A 21,099-nucleotide genomic window follows, 5' to 3' on the forward strand; every position below is an offset into this window, starting at 1 on the left:
ACAGGATCTCCAGATATCTAGGCTTAAGGTACGGTGGGTGCAATATTCTGATTCAGGCTGAACAGGTTTTTCGGATCATACCTGTTTTTAAGTTGGACCAGTCTGTCCCAGACCTCCTCTGTATAGGCATCCCTGACCCGGGCAGCGCCTTCATCACTGAGAAAGTTGACATAAACCCCCTGTGCAAAAGGTTCTGTTGCCCGATGAAACGCCTTTACCCATCCTAAGCAGCGCTGGTCGTCAGCAGGATCCTGCCAGCGGGTGTGAATATTGAGGACAAAAGGGGGAGTCCGATGCGCAAATGCGGTCGCATCTCCTGCAATACGGCTCGGAGCACCCTCCATATGGGGAATAAAAATTTCGCACTCATCGCTGGGCAAAGTCCGGGCAAATGCTGTAATCTGGGCAATGCAATCGCTGGAAAGTTCTTTTAAATAATGCGATTTCCAATAATTCCTGGCACCGTGAGCAACCAAGCCGTCAAATCCTGCCTGCCAGGAAGACCACGGGGTCATGCCGCTGAAGGCACCGTGAGATTCTGCGGCATTTCGTATTGGTTTAATCAGCCGCTCTCCTTCAGCCTGGTCGCCAAGCCAGACAAAAGGGATGAGGATTACGGTCTGCCCATGCACCTCTTTTGCCAGAAAGGGAAGTGGCGGGGCTTTCCTGATAACCATCCACACGGTCATTTCATCGGGCAAGGTTCTTACATACTCTTGATGGAACCGGATATATTGCTCGGCATGCTCAAATTTTTTGGCAATAACACCGGCAAAGACCTCTGTGCCTATTTCAGCACATCTCAATTCAAAAGAGGTGACAATCCCAAAGTTGCCTCCCCCTCCCCGAATCCCCCAAAAGAGGTCTTGGTTTTCATCCTGGCTCGCAGTGAGCAAGGCTCCATCTGCTGTTACCACCTCGGCAGAGACCAGATTATCTACGGTTAAACCATACTTGCGACTGATCCAGCCAAAACCACCGCCAAGGGCTAAGCCGCCAAGGCCTGTGTGGGAAACAATACCCGCTGGCACGGCTAAGCCATGGAGTTGGGTCTCACTGTCAACATCACCAAGCAGAGCCCCGCCATCGACACGGGCCAACTGCCTCTCCCTATCCACATGGACCCTTCTCATGAGAGAGAGATCGATCATGATTCCATGGTCGCAGGTGGCTTTGCCGGCAGAGTTATGCCCCCCCCCACGAACGGCTACGAGCAACCCGTTCTCTCTGGCAAAGTTGACGGCCTGGATAACGTCACCGGTGCTGATACACCGTGCTATCAGCGCAGGGCATTTATCAAAGATACCGTTCCATACTTTTCGACAATCTTCATAACTGCTGTCCTCCGGGGTTATGAGTGTCCCTCTGAAACGCTCCCTCAATGCATCTATCTGATGAGACCTTACTCCCGACATGGATACACCTCCTGTAGCTCAAGCAGAGATCCTTGCAGGTCAGCCGCCTGTTTTTCCGTGGATTGAAAAGAGACAAGAGGGTGCTTCCCGGCCCCCACTCACCACATTCTTTTTCTCCATTTCTTTCTCTTGCCCCTGCCCGGGTCGCAGCGTATCGGCGCTGGAGGGGGAGCCGGATGAACCGGATGAACCTTTACCGCGGGAGATGTTGTATCAGCTGCGGATAGCTGAGAACAGCTTCCTGAACCAGAGAGCGGGCCTGATGATACTCCAGCAGTTTATCCTGGACCGTTGCCTGCAGCCTGAGGAAGAGCTGACTGAAGAGTTCTCTCCCCCCTCTGGCCCTTGAGACTACCCTTGGCGTGGACGTGGACCCGGCAGGTGACCTGGAAAACTGAAAGGCTTGCGCATACTCCACGCCGGGACGCCTGATCTCAAACGTTCTGGAGAGAAAGGTGACCATATCTCTGGCTTCGCTGTCGGCAAAGTCTCTCTGCCGCAGCCTGTTGAGGAAAGCTGATACGACGGAGGACACCCTCTCCTGCTTATTCTTTTGGACGAAATAGTCTTTCAACCCTTCAGCAACCTTACGTTTATCCCGGAGAAGAGCATATCTTGCTATATCATGGATCATAATGAACACCTGAATGACGAATTCAACCTGGGCCTGAAACAGCACTCCTCTGTGGGGGAAGAGGTGCAACATCACCAGTATCTTAGCCCCCCAGGCGCTGCCAAGACAAAGAGCAAATACCCGCCATAACAACCTACTATCGAGGCATTACGACTCATAAGAATGTAGGCATGTCAGCAAACAAAAACAATGGCTTCAGCGAAATTGAAGCCAGGAACCATAAATCCCAGGCCGTATACCCCTCTGGATTAAGCGAAAAAACGATGAGTCAAGGTAGGCCTTCCCGGCAAACTGCCGGGGTTCCCAGGCATCCCACAGATTCCCGCCTTCTCTTCCGGAAGATACAACTCGGAAAAAACCAACTCTCATCCTCCCGCCAGGACAAGCTGGCCCCATCCAAGGCACTTTTACTGTTAACATAAATAGGAATAATTGTTGCATAGTTTTTAAATGACACCCCTAGCAACAAAAAGGTGAGATCATGATTAAAAAAATTTTTCTCCCCCTTCTTCTTGTCCTGATCGGTAGCAGTATCTCCCATGCCCTCTTCATCGACTTGGTCCATGAACTCGATGGCAACTCCGATGGTTCGGTCAGTTATGGCACCATCACAGTCACCGAGATCGGTGGAGGAGACTTACGCTTTGAGATCACTGCAGAACCCACTGCCCTGGGAAGCCCACTGGCAGATATCCATGAGCTCTATTTCAACCTGCTCAATGACGTCCCAGCCACAGATCTGCTGGTTTCGGATTTCACGCCCACGACCCTTGGGCCGATATCTTCCGTAGAGACTCCGCTGACCATCGCCGGTGCGCCAAATGACCTGTTTGAATACGGAATCAACTTTGGCAATGGTGGCGGCCCAGCCTACCGCTTCACCTCAGTGGCCTTTACCTTATCTGCCAGCGTCGACCTGTTCATCAGCCACCTGCTGGAGACCTCTGATCCCAACAACACCGGACCTGTGACCATGGCCGTCCACTTTCAGGAGACAGCGATCTTTGGGGACGATTCCGAGACCATAGGCGGAAGCCCCGGCATCCCGATACCCGAGCCGACCACCATGTTGCTTTTTTCCACCGGACTGGTCGGCCTGCTGGGTTTTATCCGGAAAAACGGTAAATAATCTTCTGAAATCCGGAAAAACATTCCCTCCTCTGCCCCTAAAACGGCAATAGCCCTGAGCGCAATCTACGCTCAGGGCTATTGCCGTTTTTCAGCCTATCCCGCCCCAATGTACGGCCTCAACCTTAGGGCATCTTCAGGATTGGCCCCAATCTTCTGCAGGGCAGGTTCGCCCATGGCGAACAGGGGTGACAGGCATGCTCCCTTGCCGAAGAGATGTTGCCGCTTACATCTCGTGATGGGGGTAGACAAAACTCATCTTTTGCTCGGCTCCCTGTTCCTTAAACAGACAGACAATCTCCCACGGCCCGGACTCGTTAAAGCTGAAGTTGGCGGCATAGAGACCGCCGCCAAAATGCTGCAAGGCCCCACTCTGTTTTTTGCCGCTTGGTGAAATCGCCTCAATGCGCCCCACAACCTGTTTCATCTTCTTTTCGTTTCGAGAAAAGGACACCATTATGTGATGGGTGTTACCGTGAGGATCTTTCATTTTCATACTGGCAAGACTCATCACCTGAAAGGTTGCCTGAACCCCAGCTGCCCCTGTTGAATGAACAAAATGATCTTTTCCGGCTTGATCACCATGCGTCATGGAGGAATGACCCATTTTCCCCTCTGAGATACCATGCCCTTCGTGCCCGCCCCCTTTCATGGCCATGGATGAGGTTGCAATCAGGACCACACTGCAACATACGAGTACTCTATATAGCGTTGTGATAGTTGCCATTATCGTTCTCCCTTCATTTTTTACATTTCTTTTTTAGGATCCTATCCGGCTCACATACCTACCGGCTTATGACTCTTTACCAGACCAGCTTGCTCCCCATAATGTAGCACCCTTTACATTCTCTTTTCCCTATCCCTTGCTTCAAACACTCCATCATCGATTTTTTGATAATATTTTAAAAAAAATGACCGACGTTGCCATCTCTGCCTGTTGCTGCAGCTTGGCAAACAACCTGTTACCCCCTCAAGGTAGCCTCAAGAATGAACAGCCTGAGGTGACTATTCGCCCCTTGGATCTCTCCGGAAAAACACGAGCAACTCAGTTAACAATAGTGACGATCATTCCACAGGGCCAGTTCGCTGGATAGATTCCACGTGGGCGCAAACACCATTTTCAACAATAACAGAATATTGCAACATGGAAATCCGGACAAATATTCCGTCAAGGAGCGGAGAGAAGCGCCTCACGAACGCTCAGGCAGACAACTGCCTGTTATCTAAGTCAATCTATTAAACACAGCGTACTTCCAACTATTTTCCCCGTTATTGCCCCTAGCTGTTGATTTGAAAATTCTTTAAAGAAAATGATGAATAAGGGTAAAATATAATTACAGTGAACTGTTAAGGGAACCTGTTCGTTAGCGGCAGAGAAATGCAACTTTCTGCTATCAATTCAAATGAGTATACACGGGTACAATGAACAGGTGAGCCTTGGCAGACTCTTTCCTCAAACCCAATCCATGAGGTGTATATGAAGGTGCTGAAGCGTAAACATGCTGTCATTGTTACACTTTGCTTCATGTTTCATTTCTCTGCCGCCTGCATGAACGCAGAGGCCGAGGAGACGGTTTTCGCAGCAACCACCCTGGATGTCTATCTTCGCCAGGCCCAAACAGCCAACCCTGAGCTGAAGGCCTTTAAGGCACGGTACGAAGCGGCAATTCAACGGATCCCCCAGGCAGCCTCACTGCCTGAGCCGATGTTGCAGGTCACCCATTTTGTAGAGTCTGTGCAGACACGAACCGGGCCCCAGGAAAATATTTTTATGCTCAGCCAGCGGATCCCCTGGTTCGGAAAGTTACGCAGTCGAGAGGACCTTGCCTCTGCAGAGGCGGAAGCACTCTGGTACACCTACCAGGACCGAGAACTCCTCTTGGCAAAGACGGTGGCAGTCCATTTTTTTGACTACGGATTTACCGGAGAGGCGATCACCTTAACCGCTAAAAACCTCGACTGGCTTGTAAACCTGGAACCCATCATTGAGGAAAAAGTTCGGGGAGGCGGCGACATAAACCCACTGCTGCGGCTCAAGGTTGAGGTGGGCAGGGTTGCTGACAGACTGGCGTCGCTCAAACAGAGAAGACGTGCCCAGTCTGCCCGGCTCAATGCATTGCTTGCCCTCCCTGACGACACCATCCTGCCGCTGCCGACACTTGCCCCTACTCCGCCGCTCACCTTCAACGACGATGCACTCATGGATGCCATCGACCAAAACAACCCCGAGCTGCAAATGCTTAGCCGCAGGATAGAGAGCGCCGAAGCACGTCAAGAAGTTGCCAGACTGGTGAGCTACCCTGATCTCACCCTGGGGATCAATTACATCCAGATCGGCGACCCCGCAGTCAATCCAACAACACCTGATGCAGGTAACGACCCCTGGGGGATCACGGCATCGCTCAAGATCCCTCTCTGGTTTGATAAAAATAAGGCTGCCCGGGCAGAGGCGCTTGCAGGCAGATTGGCTACTGTCAAGGAATATGAACATCGGGCGAATGCACTTAAAGCCGACATGCGTGCAAGCATAGCCCTTTTAGAAGATGCAACGCGTCGGTTAAAGCTGTATGGAGATGAACTGCTTGGCTTGGCTGAACAGGCTGTTGAAAACAGCCAGGCCAGCTATGAGACCGGCCGAACAGGTATACTGGAAGTGATCGACAGTGAACGATCACTGCTTGACCTGCAGCTTCTTTCCTGGCGGGCGGCAGCCGATGCCTGGAAACAACGGGTAATCATCCAGACGCTGGCCAATCAGTCGCTCCTCGACCTCGCCACTGCGGAGAACAACAATGAATAAGACAGCAGCGATTCTGCTCTGCGGAGCTCTCTTTCTTGCCGGCCTGGGCATAGGACGCTACCTTATCCCCTCAAGCCCTGTTCAGGAAGCCCCGGCTCAGCTTCAGTTTACCCTGAGTGACGACCGTGAAGGAGAGGAGGCAAGGATCTGGACCTGCTCCATGCACCCACAGATTCAACAACCAGAGCCTGGTAACTGTCCGATCTGCGGCATGGCCTTGATACCGCTGGTAAGGGATAACGGTGATGAGGACACCCCTCGCACCATGAGCATGAGTGAAAGTTCACGAGCGCTCGCCGAGATCCAGACAAGCCCTGTGCAGCGGGCGTTTCCTGAAGTGCAGGTGCGCCTGGTCGGCAAGCTGGACTACGATGAAACTCGAGTCAAGTCGCTCACGGCTCGCTTTCCTGCCCGGATCGATGAGCTGTACGTCAACTTTACCGGGGTGCAGGTACAATCCGGCGAACACCTGGCCAAGGTCTACAGCCCGGAGCTGCTCACTGCCCAGCGGGAGTTGTTGACCGCCTACAAGAGGGATCCGAACAGCTCCATCACCAGAATTGCCCGTGAAAAGCTTCGCCTCTGGGGGCTGTTGCCAGCTCAGATCGAGAGTATCATCAAAAAGGGAACAGCCCGTGATCACTTTGTATTACGGGCACCGATAGGCGGTATTGTCGTTTCTAAAAATGTCAAAGAGGGGGACTACGTAACCATAGGCAAACCATTCTTCCGGATTGTCGATCTCAGCGAGCTGTGGCTCTTTCTGGATGCCTACGAATCAGATCTCAGCTGGCTCCGCTATGGCCAGGAGGTACACTTCACGGTGGAGGCCCTGCCTGGAGAACCCTTTCAGGGCCGGATTGCCTTTATTGAACCGGAGGTGAACCGAAAGACACGCACGGTTGCTGTCCGGGTAAATGTCCCCAACCAGGACGGCCGCCTCAAACCGGGCATGTTTGCACGCGGCAAGGTCGTGGTTACGATGGCAGAAGAGGGCCAGGTGTATGCCCCAGAGTTTGCCGGCAAATGGATCAGCCCCATGCACCCTGAGGTCGTTAAAGATGGGCCGGGAAAGTGCGATGTCTGCGGCATGGATCTCGTTCCTGCTGAAGAACTCGGTTATGTGGAAGATCTCGACACCTCCATGCCCCTGATCATTCCGGGTTCAGCGGTCTTACGCACCGGAAAACGCGCCGTCGTTTATGTGGAGCAGCAGGATGCCAAACGCCCAACCTATGAGGGCAGAGAGATTATTCTCGGACCCCGAAGCGGTAACTTTTTTATTGTCAAAAGTGGTCTTGAAGAAGGCGAGCGAGTGGTGAGCAACGGCGCCTTCAAGATTGACAGTGCCCTCCAGATTCAGGCCAGACCAAGCATGATGAACCCTGAAGGGGGCGGAGCTCCACCTGGCCATGATCACGGCCAGGCAAAGGGTTCTGCAGCGGCGGTGCCCAGCCAGGAGGAGCAAACAGCCCAGCTTAAAGTGAGCGGCAATCTTGCTGCCCAGTTGATCCCCTCCTATCTCGCCCTCCAGGAGGCCCTGGCTGCAGATAACCTGGACGCAGCCAAGGCAAGCCTCAAGACGATGACCGCTCGAACAGCTCACGCCGGGGGGCTTCCGGACCTGCTGCATACCATGCTTGCCGCCGAATCGCTGGATGACCTCCGCAGGCCTCACTTCGAAACGCTTTCCAACGCCCTGATTGCGGCATTCAAGGCCAGTCCGGACTCCTATGACGGCGAACTCCTGATCATGCATTGCCCCATGGCATTTGGCGACCGGGGCGCGGATTGGCTGCAGCTGTCAGAACCCCTCAAGAATCCCTATTTCGGCAGCGTGATGCTTGGTTGCGGCGATGTAAAGGAACGCTTGACCCCACCTCAAACGGGACACCAAGGGCATGATCACTGACCACTCCCCCAATCCCATCAACAGGCTTGTTCGTTTTTGCCTGGAAAACAAGCTTGTAGTACTGCTGTTCACTCTTGCCCTGCTGCTCTGGGGCGTCATGGTCGCCCCCTTTGACTGGGAATTTGAGACCCTGCCCCGTGACCCGGTACCGGTGGACGCAATCCCGGATATTGGCGAGAATCAGCAGATTGTCTTCAGCCAGTGGATGGGCCGCTCGCCCCAGGATATCGAGGACCAGATCACCTATCCGCTGACAACAGCATTGCTCGGACTGCCCCAGGTGAAAACCATACGCAGCTACTCCATGTTTGGTTTTTCTTCCATCTACATCATCTTCAAAGAAGAGGTCGAGTTTTACTGGACACGCAGCCGTATCCTGGAAAAACTCAACAGTTTGCCCTCCGGTACGCTGCCACTGGGGGTTACACCACAGTTGGGACCGGATGCAACGGCCCTGGGCCAGATATTCTGGTATACTCTGGAGGGCATGGATCGTACAGGTAAGCCCACCGGCGGCTGGGACCTGGATGAACTGCGTAGCGCCCAGGACTGGTACGTCCGTTACGGGCTGCAGGCTGTGGACGGGGTGGCCGAAGTGGCCTCCATCGGCGGGTTTGTCAAAGAGTATCAGGTCGATGTTGACCCTGATGCCCTGCGCACCTACAAGATCCCCCTGCACCAGGTCTTCAATGCGGTACGCGCGAGCAATCTCGATGTCGGCGCCCGTACCATCGAGGTCAACCGTGCCGAGTATGTGATTCGCGGCCTGGGCTTCATCAAAAATCTCGATGATCTGCGCAAGACGGTTATCACCCAGCGCGATAATATCCCGATAACCCTTGATCAGGTTGCCCAGATCGCCTACGGGCCAGCCCTGCGGCGCGGCGCCCTTGATAAGGGAGGGGCTGAGGCGGTCGGCGGGGTTGTGGTCACCCGGTATGGCGAAAATCCGCTGGCGGTGATCAAGCGGATAAAGGAGAAGGTTGCAGCCATCTCTCCCGGTCTGCCGAAGAAAACCCTGGCAGACGGCACCGTCAGTCAGCTGGAGATCGTCCCCTTCTATGACCGTACCGGCTTGATCTATGAGACCCTGGGAACCCTGGAGGATGCCGTTCGTCAACAGATCCTGGTGACCATCATCGTGGTGGTGGTCATGGTCCTTCATCTGCGCAGCGCCTCCTTGATTTCAGCTGTCCTGCCGCTGGCCGTCCTCTTTGCCTTTATAGGCATGCGGCTTTTCAAGGTTGATGCCAATGTCGTCGCCCTCTCCGGGATCGCCATTGCCATCGGCACCATAGTCGATATGGGGGTCGTCCTGACGGAAAACATCCTCAGGCACCTTGACGAGGCGCACCCGGACGAAGATCGTCTGGAGGTCGTTTACCGCTCCTGCACCGAGGTGGCCGGCGCGGTGGTCACCGCGGTCCTAACCACGGTAATCAGTTTTCTGCCGGTCTTTACCATGGAGGCGGCAGAGGGCAAGTTGTTCCGGCCGCTGGCCTATACCAAGACCTTTGCCCTGATCGGTTCGATTGTTGTTGCCCTCACCATTCTGCCTCCGCTGGCCCATTGGCTGATCGCCGGTGGCCACTCCTCCAGCTGGTCAAAACGGGGACTTTGGGGCGGGATAGCCCTGGCCGGACTGGGCGGAGCGCTTGTCATCCCCTGGTTCCCCTGGTGGCTCGGCACCCTGATGATCGCGGCTGCCGGATTTCACCTCTTTGAGCACAGCTTGCCGCCTCTCTTTCGGCGGACGCTCCTGCTCCTCTTCAACGCCCTCGTCGCCCTCCTGGTTGCCATCTGGCTGGCTGCAGACTGGCAGCCGCTCGGGCCGGAACAGCAATCTCATAACATGATCTTTGTCCTGCTCACCGTGGGCGGCCTCCTGGGGTTCATCTACCTCTTCATCTCCTGGTACGCACGGATTCTCTCGATTATCCTCAGATTCAAGGCCGTCTTCCTGCTGCTGAGCAGCTGCGTGGTGCTCTTTGGCTTTACCATCTGGCTTGGTGCAGACAGGCTCTTCGCCTGGATGCCGGAGCCGGTCAAAAACTCCCGACCCTATGCTGTAATGGCGGACCAGGTCCCTGGGCTGGGAAAAGAGTTCATGCCTGCCCTGGATGAAGGATCCTACCTCTTGATGCCTACCACCATGCCCCATGCCTCCATCGGCGAGGTCATGGATGTCTTACGTAAACAGGATATGGCGATCAATGCGATCCCTGAAGTCGAATTGGCGGTGGGCAAACTCGGACGGGTGGAGAGCCCGCTGGACCCTGCCCCCATTTCCATGATCGAGACGATCATCAGCTATGCCTCGGAATTTAAGACCGACGACAAGGGCCGTATCCTGAGCTTTGCCTACGACCAGACAGAGGGCGTGTTTTTGCGCGATGCGGCCGGGGAGTTGATTCCGGACAGGGATGGTCGCCCCTTCCGCCAGTGGCGTGATCAGATCAAAAGCCCTGACGACATCTGGGAGGCTATCATCACCGCGGCATCGATCCCGGGAACCACCTCTGCACCAAAGCTGCAGCCCATTGCAGCCCGGATCGTAATGCTGCAAAGTGGCATGCGAGCGCCGATGGGCCTCAAGGTGTACGGACCGGACCTGGAGACCATCGAAAAGACGGCCCTGGAAATCGAAGGCTTGCTGAAACAGGTTCCCTCCATCAAGGCCGACGCCGTACTGGCCGATCGGATCGTCGGCAAACCCTACCTGGAGGTGGATATCAATCGCGATGCCATCGCCCGTTACGGGATCAAGGTCAAGATGGTACAGGATGTGATCGAGGTTGCCATTGGCGGCAGACCCATCACCCAGACCGTGGAAGGACGTGAACGATACGCTGTGCGGGTACGCTATATGAGGGAGTTCAGAGACTCCATCGAATCCATTGGTGAGATTCTGGTTGCCGCACCCGACGGTACCCAAATTCCCCTGCGCGAGTTGGCCTCGATCAACTATCTGCGCGGCCCGCAGGTCATTAAAAGCGAGGATACCTTCCTGGTCGGCTACGTCATCTTTGACAAGAAGAGCGGCTACGCCGAAGTCGACGTCGTGGAGCAGGCCCAGGCCTTTCTCCGGGAAAAGATAGCCTCAGGTGAGCTTTCCATTCCTGCAGGGGTAAATTACGCCTTTACCGGCAGTTATGAGAATCAGGTGCGTGCGGAAAAGAAACTTCGCGTGGTGCTGCCCATTGCCCTGTTGGCGATTTGGCTCATCCTCTATTTCCAGTTCAAACAGAATGCAACCACCCTGCTGGTCTTTTCCGGAATCCTCTTTGCCTGGTCAGGCGGCTTTGTGATGATCTGGCTCTATGGGCAACCCTGGTTTCTCAACCTTGAGCTGTTCGGTCACAACCTGCGCGCCCTGTTCCAGATGGGGACGATCAACCTGAGTGTTGCGGTCTGGGTTGGTTTTCTCGCCCTCTTTGGGATCGCCACAGACAACGGCGTGATTGTCTGTACCTATCTGCAGCAGGTCTTCAGAGATAAAACCCCTGACACCCTTGCGGCCATCCGGGCGGCAACCGTGGAAGCAGCTGAGCGGCGTGTCCGGCCGGCCATGATGACCAGCGCGACCACCATCCTTGCGCTCTTGCCGGTGCTCACCTCCACCGGCCGCGGCTCGGATGTGATGGTGCCCATGGCTATCCCCACCTTTGGCGGGATGATGCTGGCCATCCTGACCATATTTGTGGTCCCGGTTTTGTACTGTGCCCTGGCAGAACTATCACTCAGGTGGAACAGCAAGAGGATACGACCTTGAAAGACTGGATCTTGCCCCAGGCTCCAAGCTGAAGGGTAAACCGGCAAAAAAAAAGGCAGGACCACTGCTGGCCCTGCCTTGATACTTCGCAGTCGCGGGATTCAGCCCTTCTTTCTCCTGCCGACTCCGGCAAGGACCGCGAGGCCGACTCCAAAGAGAAGGCTTGTCCCGGGTTCGGGGATGGGTGAGGGAGCACTGGCCGGAGCGCTCCAGAAACTTATGTGTGAGAGTTTTTTGCCCCCAAGACCGGAGGTGCTCCAGGAGCCGGAGAGGTCGCCGTTGGCATAGTACAACTCAAAGCCGCCGCCGCTTTTCCAACTCCCGGCCTTAATGCTGTAGTATATGGGAGCGGTCCAGCCGGCGGGAGCCGACCAGGTTCCCGAACCACCTGAAAAGTCACCGCTGAAACCGGGATTTTTGCCCCCATCCCAGCGAGCTTCGTCAACCTCCCACTTCCCCAAAAAAATCAGGGGGGCGGGCAGGTCAGGATCAGAGGCGCTGTTGTACTCGCTCACCAGCCAGTTCACATTCACAAGTTTGTCTTGATGCGCTTTACCCTGCCCACCATTTACAAGGTCTTGGGTATCACCGACAAAGATGGGGAGAGCATTGGCTGCACCGGCAAGAACGAGCAGGGCAGAGGCTACGAGCAGAGCCATGGTAGGGTATCTTGACATGTTATTACTCCGGTTGAGCTGAAAGATCACTTTTCGTTGGCGTTGAAGGCAGGGATCACATCGTCAGCTCATCGCGACCCCTGGCGCCTCTTTTCCGCCTGCGCGAACTGTATAATAGGACAAGGCTAGGTCAGCGTCAAGGAGCATGTCGCAATTGCGCATCAGATGAGAAACGGGATAGCAGAGGAGAGGCCTACCGGCTCTGCTTTTTTTCTTCTTATGCTGTTATGAGTACAGCCAAAAGAAGAGGGAATCGAAGAGGGAATCGCCATCAGTTGATGGCTACCTTGATGGCTACCTTGATGGCTCCCTTGAGCACCGGAGTATTTTGGAAGAGATTTCCCGGATATTCGCCAGCCCCGTACAGCCCTATAGGCCATCACTCAATGGCCCCTTGATAAATGAGTTTTTTCGATCAAGCTCAAGGCGCGCGATGAATTTTACCGCAGGCAGTTAACGGATATTCCAAGGATAAAACCTTGAGCACAGCTCCGGGATTGGAAAAGCCATTTTGGGGCCTCAAGAGAATTCATTGCTCGCAAAAGGCCCATTGTTCAAGACCCGATTCAACACCTCCGACAGGTCGCTGATGGTGTAGGGCTTTGCAACGATATCTTTGAAGCCATACTCAGAATAGTTTGCCATAACAGGATCATTGGCGTAGCCACTGGAGACAATGGCCCTGACTTCCGGGTCAATCTCAAGAATCTCCTTGATCGCTTCCTTGCCGCCAAGCCCGCCGGGGACGGTAAGGTCCATGATGACGACGTCAAAAGACTCGCCCATGTCCATTTCCTGTTTATACATCTCTATCAACTGATTACCATCGACAGCCGATTCAACCTCAAATCCCATGAGCTGCAACATGTTGACGGAAGTTTCGCGGATCATCCGGTCATCATCCATCACGACTATTCTGGCACTTCGCCTTGAGGCTGAAGGCTCTGCTCCAGCCTGCTCTGCTTCGGGCAGCTGTTTCAAATCTGAAACAGGCAGATAGAGCGTAAAGGTTGTTCCCTTTCCTGGTTCTGACTCAACGTTTATGCGGCCACCATGTTTATTGATGATGGAATAGACCGTGGTCAGTCCCAGGCCGCTGCCTGTCTGTTTGGTGCTGAAGTAGGGGTCAAAAATCCGCTCACGGTCCTCCTGGACGATACCGGTTCCTTCATCCTGCACCGTGAGCTTGATATATTTCCTCTGCTCCAGACCCGATAACGCATCCTCCTGGAGAGCTGCATTCTCCAGGGTGATATAGAGGCGGCCGCCATCGGGCATTGCCTGGTTGGCATTGGTTGTAAGATTTGAGATGACCTGCTGTATCTGACCGTTATCCACCTTGGCCAGCCAAAGGTCTTCATCCTGCTTGAAAACGGGCATGACGTTGCTGCCTGTCAGATCAAAGCGGACGACGTCCTCTACAAGTTCGCCAAGGCTGACATCCTCCACGACCGGCTCTCCGCCCTTTGCAAAGGTCAGCAGCTGACTGGCAAGATGGGAGGCCCTGTTCATGGAGGTTTCAGCTTTTTCAAGAGGCCGGAATGCGGGGTGATTGATAAGGAGCTTGCTTTTTGCCAGGGAAATATTGCCAAACAGCCCGGTCAGGATGTTGTTGAAATCATGGGCAATCCCCCCGGCCAAGGTACCGATACTCTTGAGTTTCTGTATCTTAAGCAGTTCTTTTTCCGCCTTCTTGCGCTCGGAGATGTTACGGGCGATACCACACAGACCACTGATCTCACCAGAGCTGTCCCTCATCGGCACCTTGATGATGTCGAACATATAGAGCTCCCCGTTCACCGGTATGGCGTGCTCCCTCTCAATGATGCTGCCCTCCAAAACACGGGAATCTATCTCTCTGATATCTGAGGCGCTCTCCTCGCCAAAGAGTTCCTCATCTCTCATTCCGATCATGCTGGAGGCGGAAAATCCGAAACTTTTCTCCATGGCCGGATTGACCTGGGTGTACTTCAGGGTGCAATCCTTGATGAAAATGGAATCCTGGGCAGTTTCAAAAATAGTCCGGAAGCGCTCCTCACTTTCCCGAAGTGCATCCTCTGCCCGCTTGCTGTCGGTTATGTCGTGCATCGAGCCTGTCCAGCAACTTTCCGGCTCGTCCATTTCTATGAAAAGCGTCACCCAGCGATAGCCGCCGTCAGGGTGGTGCAGGCACAGTTCCGACATAAGACGTTTCTGTGCGCCGTCTTGCAGTTCCCGGATACAATCGTTCCAGGCGTCCCGGCTGGGTTCGGCGACAAAATCAGCCATGGAACGGCCCGTGGCCTCGCTTATCGGGACATCTGTCAGGGAGGTCCAGGCGGGGTTGAGAAAGGTGAAGCAGAAGGAATCGTCTGCCTGGAAGACTATTTCGTGCAGGCGTTCGATCAGGGCTTGATAACGTTGCTTCGAACGCGAGAGATCCTCGATAAGGCAGTAGCGGGCCTGCAGATCAAGTTCATGTTGATCCGGATAACGGTCCTGTGCGCTGGAGTTCGACCCATCCTCCATCCCCGCCAAAAAAATCGAGCTGTCGATCACCTTGGCGTAGAGCGGAAAGATTTTTTCACAAAAGAACGATTGCTCGACAACTGTTCGCCCGGCCGTGCAGTCGCTGAGGATGTGGACCCTGTACCCTCGCTCGAACGCGGATCGACCGGTGGAATCGATGCAGATCGATGACACCACTCCGGCCAAGACCACATCGGTGACCCCGTTTGCCTGGAGCACGTCGTTCAGGTGGGTATTGGAAAAGGCATTGAGCCCCGACTTGCCCGGAAGCTCCATGATCCGGTTGCTGAACTGTACGAGTTCAGGCACCGTTTTCGCCCCTTTGGTCCCTGCCTTAAACGCCCCACCCTCCCGGACCTCCTTAAGGATGCCCACCGGATCGACCAGTTCGCTGTACTCCGGGGTAAAGATGATCGGTGTCGAGATCAGATGCACAGCTGTGCGCCGGAGCCGTTCGATCAGCGCGATGGTGTTTGCGAGCGCGGCCGAGGCCTTTTCGGACTCCTCGATCACGGCTCGAAGAATTCCGTCCTCGGCAAAGTAGTCATTCTGATAGCCGATAAGTATGATTGCCGTCTTCTCTAAATCCATATTGTATTTTTCAACAGATGGTTTTGTCGCAAACTACGACGATGTCATTTCCGGAAAATTATTCCCCGTTACCAGCGCAGGGGCGGTTTATCCTGCCTTTGCGGCCCCTTTGCGGCCCGTAGCTCTGGAGAAGACGAGGGCTGCGGCCTGCCAGGCCATAATCAATCTTGATACACTGTAGAAAAGTACCTTACTATCGGCTATCCACTGCTATACCTTAAGAATCTATTCTCGGCCAGATTTTTTCAGGCGCCTGCCGGGCCTCGCCAAAAAATCAGCTTATCATTGAGATAGGCTCCGGAGCAAGGATTAGGTGAGATAGGAAGACAGGCAGGTCGGCGTAGTCTTGGTCTCCAGCTCCCGGATATCCAGTGGCGGCTGTTCTCCATCGGGCTGAGCAAACACTCGGGGTCCTAGGCCCGGCCCAGGAAAGATTCCTCGCCCGCCACCCGAAACGTTCCCCCTCCGGAGTCCGGGCTCTGCCAGCTCAAGCACCCCCTTGAGAACCAACTCGCTGATCCGGCTACGCTGGACCTTGTCCGTGAACACCTCCAGACACGGTTGGTAATGATTGATGTACTGTAACTCCTGATACACGGCCTCGTTCACCAGGTATGTCGTGAAATAGGGGTTGTCGGGGACGTAGAGCTCCACCTGTTGGCCGCCGCCGGCAGGATCGAACTCGACCCGAAACCTGAGACCGGGCCTGAGTCGCAGGGAAAGCCGGGTGTTTTTTCCCGTATTGTAGTCAGCAAACCGTTGTCGCTGTCTGAAATAACTCGCCACCTCCTGATGGATGGGACGCAGGGGATTATGGATGACCCGGTAGAAGTAGCTCCCATCCTCCCCGCTGGCCAGCGTATTGATGAAGATATAGCCGAAATTTACCGCCTTGATTCCTGCATCCTGGTAGTTGCGCAGCCATGTCTCCAGCTCCGCATTGTAGGCAGCAAAGCTCTGGCCAAAGGGGGCGTGACTGTGCGGCACAGAAAACAGGATTTCATCACGGTCGGCGGTGCCGAGAACAAGCTGATGGCTTGGCCCGCCCTGCCACCAGCGGTGCAGCTTGGCCCCATAGCCATCGATATCCACCAGGTCGCTCACGATGTGCAGCTGCCCCCCGGGATTCATATAGGCGGCGGCTTCACCGATGATCCGCCCGAGGACCCTTTCCCCTGTACAGCCGCCGTCACGGTAGCGCAGCTCACTGTAGGGGCTCGGCACAAAGGGTGGATTGGCCAGGATGATGTCAAAGGTCTCGTGCTGGAAGCTATCGTAGAGATCCCCCTGAAGAAAACGCACGTTGTGAATACCGTTGAGCTGGGCATTGAAGCGGGCGAAACGCACGGCACGCGGGTTCAGATCCACCCCCACCGCCTCTGTGGCATAACGACTGCCCGAGAGGGCCTGTACCCCCGAACCGGTGCAGAGATCAAGCAGTTTGGCGCAGGGCCTGCGCGGCGCCGCATGGACCAGGCCTCGACTATCCAGACCGATGTACATCACAGGGGTTTCCGTCAGGCGATCTTCCTCGTCGAGCATGTAGCGATGATCGGTGACCAGGTAGAGCCCCTCGACACTGTAGAGATCGACACGGGAGGCCCAGCGTTCACCGCAGGGATAGAAGAGACCAAGACTGGAAAGCGTATTGAACAGTTCCTCCCCGAACAGGCTGCGAAGTCTGGCCCCTGGCAGGGCAACCCGAAGCAGAAAGAGACGAACCAGGTCTGCAAGAGGTGTCTCTGCCAGCTGGAATCGATCGTAATAATGGAGATGAGTGGGCTCGATGCACTGGAGGGAGTCCAGGCCGAGCAGGGTGCAGATGGCGGTCTCGTCGTATCCTGCCGTATCGAGCAGGGTGCGCAGTAAGGCCAGGGTGGAGCAGAGCTGAAAATCCTCGTCAACAAAAGGTTCGAGCGTCAGTTGAACCGGCCCGGGAAGTTCCATCTCCCTGGCTGGCGGGCCGATATCGCCTGGATGAGCCTTCTGCGGGGCAAGGCTGAAACCACGCAGCTGCCCGGCCATGGTGGCAATCTGCCTGGCCCAGGCCTGGGTGGTGCACTGGCGCTCCAGACGCAGACGTTCCAACAGGGGACGATCTCCCTTAAGCAGCGCCTGCAAGAGCCCCACCTCGGGCCAGGAGAGGAGGAGAGCCTGGTCATGGGCGCTGGTCTCGACCAGGTGCGAACCGTTGAGAGGATCGAGCAGGAGCGCGACCGTCGGGGAGAGCCGGCTGTGCAGGAGGCGGCCATAGGGGCTGTCCGAGAACTCTCGGCTCGTTTCCTTGAAGAGGGCTCCCTCCCGGGAGAGGGTACGCAGCTCCTCCATGGTCCAGGGACAGCTCTCCGCTTCTCCAAAGAACAGGGCTCGATCCAACTGGCGCATCAACCCGGTGACCGCTTCCTGGGCGCCCGGCAGTCCCTGGGGAAGGACAGCATCGTTCACCTTTGCCAGATGGTGCTCGTAATCGAGCACAGGAACATCCCGCTTGGTGATCCGATAATTCTCGAGAAAAAGATAGTCGATGTTGGTATCGAGGAAGGTCTGGATGGCCTCTTCCGGGGTTTCCACAATGGGCTGGCCGGCGATATTGAAACTCGTGTTCAGGATGATCGGCGGGCCTTCACGCAAGACACCCATCTGCCGACAGAGACGATGAAAAAAAGGATTATCCTCTGCCGTCACGGTCTGCACTCGACCCGAGCCGTCACAGTGGGTTACCGCTGGAATCTGCTCATGGTATTCAGACTTGATCTGGGAGACCACCAGCATAAAAGGCGAAGGCACCTCCTGCTCGAAGACCTCGGCGATTTCTTCTGCAGGGATAACCGGGGCAAAGGGACGGAAAGGCTCACGAAACTTCACCCGGGCATTGAGAATATCCTTCATCTGTCTGAAGGTCGGATCAGCAAGGATGGAGCGAGCCCCAAGGGCACGGGGGCCGAATTCAGAGCCGCCCTCAAACCGAGCGACCACGTAGCCTTTGGCCAGGGCCTCTGCGGTCTGGACGACCACCTGCTCCTCGGGCAGCTGCTCGACCTGGATCTGATCTGCGTAAGGTTCAAGCGCCTGCCCGAGGGATTCCTCGTCCCAGGCATGACCCAAGGCTGCATGGCGCAGACGCTCGCGGCGCCGCCCCCCCTCGTGCTCGGCATAGGCCCAGAGGGCGCAACCGGCTGCGATACCGGCATCCCCGGCTGCCGGGAAAATGAAGATGTCTTCCAGGTCCAGCTCGCGGAGCAGCTTATAGTTGGCAACCGAATTGAGGGTGACCCCACCGGCGAGGCAGAGCCGGCGCAGACCGGTCTCCTTCACGGCCCGGCCGACAATGTGCAGCAGGGCCTGCTCGAGTTCGTGCTGGACCTTCCAGGCCAGATCGACCAGGTAGGGTCGCAGGTAGGGTTCTCCCTGACCGTCGTCGTAGCGTTTCTCCAGTGCCGCGATCTCCAAAAAGATCTCGTATGGCGAAATATCCAGATGATAACTCTCGGGACAGGGTCGTATCCAGCGCTGCCAGTGGTCCTGGGGACCGCCGTAGGCTGCCAGCCCCATCAGCTTGCCTGCCTCGGGGATATGGATGGAGCCGACCTGGGTCACAAAACCAGCCTTACGGCTGACATACTCATACACGAAACCAAGGGTGGAGAGGGTGGCCAGATGAGACGGTACCCGTTCCTCATGCAGGGTCCTGATCTTCTCGCCGCAGGCAGTGGAGAGGGTGTAGGATTCGGTCATGCCTTCATGGCTGCTGCCAGAGGCATCCACCACAAAGACCAGCGCCTCCTCAAATCCGGAAGGCCAGTAGGCCGAATAGGCGTGCATACGATGATGGCTTGGCGGGGTGAGGATCTTCTCCATGAACTCAGGCGGTAAGCTGCGCTGAAGAATCGCTGAACCCTGGTCAACGCCGGGCATATTAGCGCTGATGGTGGCGACATCGGCCAGCTGAATGCCGCAACTCTTCAGGCAGTACTGGATCGCTTCGTGGGGCAACTGAATCTTCGCCGGATCATGACAATCCTGGTGTAAAAAGCCGAGGCTGTGCTTAAGGCGATCCAGACGTTCCTGGTGGATGGCGACGACAATCTTTCCGTCTCGCACCAGGGCCGCGGCCCGGTCGTGCCCCAAATTCAATCCCAAATGGTATTCCGACATTGCAGCCTCTTGAAAATTTGTTGACTTCACCCCCGCATGTCAAAAAAGACAGAGGGGTACTTTGAAAAATGAAATTTTTCGATCAATATCAGATAAGCGCAGCCATGCCGAGGCATGTTTTTTTTTACCGCAGACATCTAACGGATACTCCGAGGATAAAATCTTTACCATAACGCAGAGATTGGAAGAAAAAGCAACTTGCAAGGTCGCCGGAGGAATCATCCAGGTTGCTTCAGACCCGGCCCGGCAGGTTGTGTTCTTGAAAGGACAAGACCTCATGCTAGTTATGGAGCTGCGGAAAACCATAAGATAAAACCTTAGGCGCTGACGACACTAACGGCACCAACCCCCATGGTACATGGTAACGAAAGAATCATCAAACACAAGATTGGACTTTTCCATCTGACGGAAGAGCTTGGCAATGTTGGCAAATCCTGCCAAAGCATAGGGTTCTCCGGGGTTCAGCGTACCATCTGAAACAGCAATCAAAGGAGGTGGCATCGAGTCCCCTGTTGGCGGATGGCACACCAGGCAAAACCATAAAAACCGGACCGAGGAAAGCACAAAACCAGCTCTGCCTGTCTCTACCGGCAAAAAAGGCCCTCCAGGTCAAACCCGGCCGGACAACATCTTAAAAAAACGTTTTTAGCTCAATAAGCGGCGTGCGAGCGTATGGCTTCACCACAAGCTATGGCCCCTTCCCGGGGTCGACCCTGTTGTACGGGATGAAAGAGAAAGTGACTCAGGAATCGCTGATTCTCAAGGAGGCTGAACTGGAATCTCTTGAGGCTACCCTGAAAAATTTGATTTTTCGCTCAAGGTCAAGGCGCGCGATAAATTTCACCACAGGCATATATCTGATATTCCGAGGATAAAATTTTGAGTGCAACGCCGAGATTGGAAGAAAAAGCAATTTTTCAAGGTGGCATTGAGGCTACCCTGAAGGCAGGAAACTTGACAGGGAAGTATCAGGAGAAGTTGCCCCCCAGCACCCTGGCTCTCTCGAATCAGAGGATACCTTGTATCTCACCACCCTGAAAGGAGCGGGGAAAGGCAACAGCAACTGGCAGCCACAACTGGCAGCCGCAACTTCTCGTCGATAGATCCTGCCAAGCCAGCCCTTGCCGAATTCTATCTTGCAATCCGTATTATAGAGGCATAACAGGACGAAAGCAAGGCGGCCACGGAAAAACACCATCTGTAAACGCTTTCAGAAAACGGTCCTCCAAGACGCTTAGCTGCTCAGCCTTCGCAAGCTGAACGGTGCGCACTTACAAAAGAAGCAGGTGGCGGCAAAAATCCGGCCAAGCCCTGAAGTGGAAAACCTGCTCCCTATAGAGCCCTGAAGCAGGCTCAAAAAGGATCAGCACAATGACAAAGCGTACCCAAAGGGAACACTCGGCAGCCTTTAAGGCAAAGGTTGCCTTGGCCGCCATAGCTGGTGACACGACTCTGGCCGCACTGGCTCAACAGTTCGAGGTTCATCCCAGTCAGCCAACCACCTGAA

General features: G+C 55.1%; 10 protein-coding genes and 1 pseudogene. 5 read left to right on the plus strand and 6 right to left on the minus strand.

Annotated features, from left to right (window positions below; translation table 11 throughout):
- Nucleotides 1–23 precede the first annotated feature (23 nt).
- Together G494_RS0105275 and G494_RS0105280 are read right to left on the minus strand one after the other, a co-directional pair.
- Nucleotides 24–1,415 (minus strand): FAD-binding oxidoreductase, encoded by a 1,392-nt coding sequence (locus G494_RS0105275; RefSeq protein ID WP_028583693.1) that lies wholly within the window; start codon nucleotides 1,413–1,415, stop codon nucleotides 24–26.
- A 193-nt stretch (nucleotides 1,416–1,608) separates the two neighbouring features.
- A complete protein-coding gene (locus G494_RS0105280) occupies nucleotides 1,609–2,121 on the minus strand; it encodes a PDDEXK family nuclease (RefSeq protein WP_028583694.1) in 513 nt (170 codons plus the stop codon).
- Nucleotides 2,122–2,530: 409 nt separating this feature from the next.
- Here G494_RS0105280 and G494_RS0105285 point away from each other — a divergent pair, with 409 nt between their 5' ends.
- Complete coding sequence (locus tag G494_RS0105285) at nucleotides 2,531–3,178, plus strand: PEP-CTERM sorting domain-containing protein (protein WP_028583695.1); 648 nt, start codon at nucleotides 2,531–2,533, stop codon at nucleotides 3,176–3,178.
- A gap of 225 nt (nucleotides 3,179–3,403) precedes the next feature.
- Here G494_RS0105285 and G494_RS0105290 read toward each other — a convergent pair whose 3' ends face one another.
- The gene (locus G494_RS0105290) at nucleotides 3,404–3,904 is read right to left on the minus strand and encodes a hypothetical protein (protein ID WP_028583696.1); all 501 of its coding nucleotides are present in this window, start codon (nucleotides 3,902–3,904) and stop codon (nucleotides 3,404–3,406) included.
- A 750-nt stretch (nucleotides 3,905–4,654) separates the two neighbouring features.
- Here G494_RS0105290 and G494_RS0105295 point away from each other — a divergent pair.
- From G494_RS0105295 to G494_RS0105305, 3 genes are read left to right on the plus strand one after another with little or no spacing between them, the layout of a single operon-like run.
- Entirely contained in the window at nucleotides 4,655–5,977 is a 1,323-nt protein-coding gene (locus G494_RS0105295) for a TolC family protein (protein WP_028583697.1), read from the plus strand.
- On the plus strand, nucleotides 5,970–7,889 hold the full coding sequence (locus G494_RS0105300; RefSeq protein WP_028583698.1) for an efflux RND transporter periplasmic adaptor subunit: 1,920 nt from the start codon (nucleotides 5,970–5,972) through the stop codon (nucleotides 7,887–7,889). Before G494_RS0105295 ends, G494_RS0105300 begins: the two co-directional genes overlap by 8 nt.
- The gene (locus G494_RS0105305; RefSeq protein WP_028583699.1) at nucleotides 7,879–11,661 is read left to right on the plus strand and encodes an efflux RND transporter permease subunit; all 3,783 of its coding nucleotides are present in this window, start codon (nucleotides 7,879–7,881) and stop codon (nucleotides 11,659–11,661) included. The genes G494_RS0105300 and G494_RS0105305 overlap by 11 nt, the downstream gene beginning before the upstream one ends.
- A gap of 101 nt (nucleotides 11,662–11,762) precedes the next feature.
- Here G494_RS0105305 and G494_RS0105310 read toward each other — a convergent pair whose 3' ends face one another.
- From G494_RS0105310 to G494_RS0105320, 3 genes are all read right to left on the minus strand, one after another.
- Nucleotides 11,763–12,338 (minus strand): PEP-CTERM sorting domain-containing protein, encoded by a 576-nt coding sequence (locus tag G494_RS0105310; protein WP_084456440.1) that lies wholly within the window; start codon nucleotides 12,336–12,338, stop codon nucleotides 11,763–11,765.
- A gap of 519 nt (nucleotides 12,339–12,857) precedes the next feature.
- Complete coding sequence (locus tag G494_RS25165) at nucleotides 12,858–15,437, minus strand: isochorismatase family protein (protein ID WP_051305411.1); 2,580 nt, start codon at nucleotides 15,435–15,437, stop codon at nucleotides 12,858–12,860.
- Nucleotides 15,438–15,746: 309 nt separating this feature from the next.
- Complete coding sequence (locus tag G494_RS0105320) at nucleotides 15,747–19,592, minus strand: carbamoyltransferase C-terminal domain-containing protein (protein ID WP_028583701.1); 3,846 nt, start codon at nucleotides 19,590–19,592, stop codon at nucleotides 15,747–15,749.
- A gap of 1,371 nt (nucleotides 19,593–20,963) precedes the next feature.
- Here G494_RS0105320 and G494_RS27135 point away from each other — a divergent pair.
- Nucleotides 20,964–21,092: pseudogene (locus tag G494_RS27135) on the plus strand (IS3 family transposase); the annotation flags it as partial.
- Between the last annotated feature and the right edge of the window lie 7 nt (nucleotides 21,093–21,099).

The sequence above is a fragment of the Desulfogranum mediterraneum DSM 13871 genome, assembly GCF_000429965.1.
GTDB lineage: Bacteria > Desulfobacterota > Desulfobulbia > Desulfobulbales > Desulfobulbaceae > Desulfogranum > Desulfogranum mediterraneum.

What these genes read in the sequence shown, in the direction of transcription:
- G494_RS0105275 (WP_028583693.1), bottom strand. Translation starts at nt 1,415, where the DNA reads ATGTCGGGAGTAAGGTCTCATCAGATAGATGCATTGAGGGAGCGTTTC.
- G494_RS0105280 (WP_028583694.1), bottom strand. Translation starts at nt 2,121, where the DNA reads ATGTTGCACCTCTTCCCCCACAGAGGAGTGCTGTTTCAGGCCCAGGTT.
- G494_RS0105285 (WP_028583695.1), top strand. Translation starts at nt 2,531, where the DNA reads ATGATTAAAAAAATTTTTCTCCCCCTTCTTCTTGTCCTGATCGGTAGC.
- G494_RS0105290 (WP_028583696.1), bottom strand. Translation starts at nt 3,904, where the DNA reads ATGGCAACTATCACAACGCTATATAGAGTACTCGTATGTTGCAGTGTG.
- G494_RS0105295 (WP_028583697.1), top strand. Translation starts at nt 4,655, where the DNA reads ATGAAGGTGCTGAAGCGTAAACATGCTGTCATTGTTACACTTTGCTTC.
- G494_RS0105300 (WP_028583698.1), top strand. Translation starts at nt 5,970, where the DNA reads ATGAATAAGACAGCAGCGATTCTGCTCTGCGGAGCTCTCTTTCTTGCC.
- G494_RS0105305 (WP_028583699.1), top strand. Translation starts at nt 7,879, where the DNA reads ATGATCACTGACCACTCCCCCAATCCCATCAACAGGCTTGTTCGTTTT.
- G494_RS0105310 (WP_084456440.1), bottom strand. Translation starts at nt 12,338, where the DNA reads ATGTCAAGATACCCTACCATGGCTCTGCTCGTAGCCTCTGCCCTGCTC.
- G494_RS25165 (WP_051305411.1), bottom strand. Translation starts at nt 15,437, where the DNA reads ATGGATTTAGAGAAGACGGCAATCATACTTATCGGCTATCAGAATGAC.
- G494_RS0105320 (WP_028583701.1), bottom strand. Translation starts at nt 19,592, where the DNA reads ATGTCGGAATACCATTTGGGATTGAATTTGGGGCACGACCGGGCCGCG.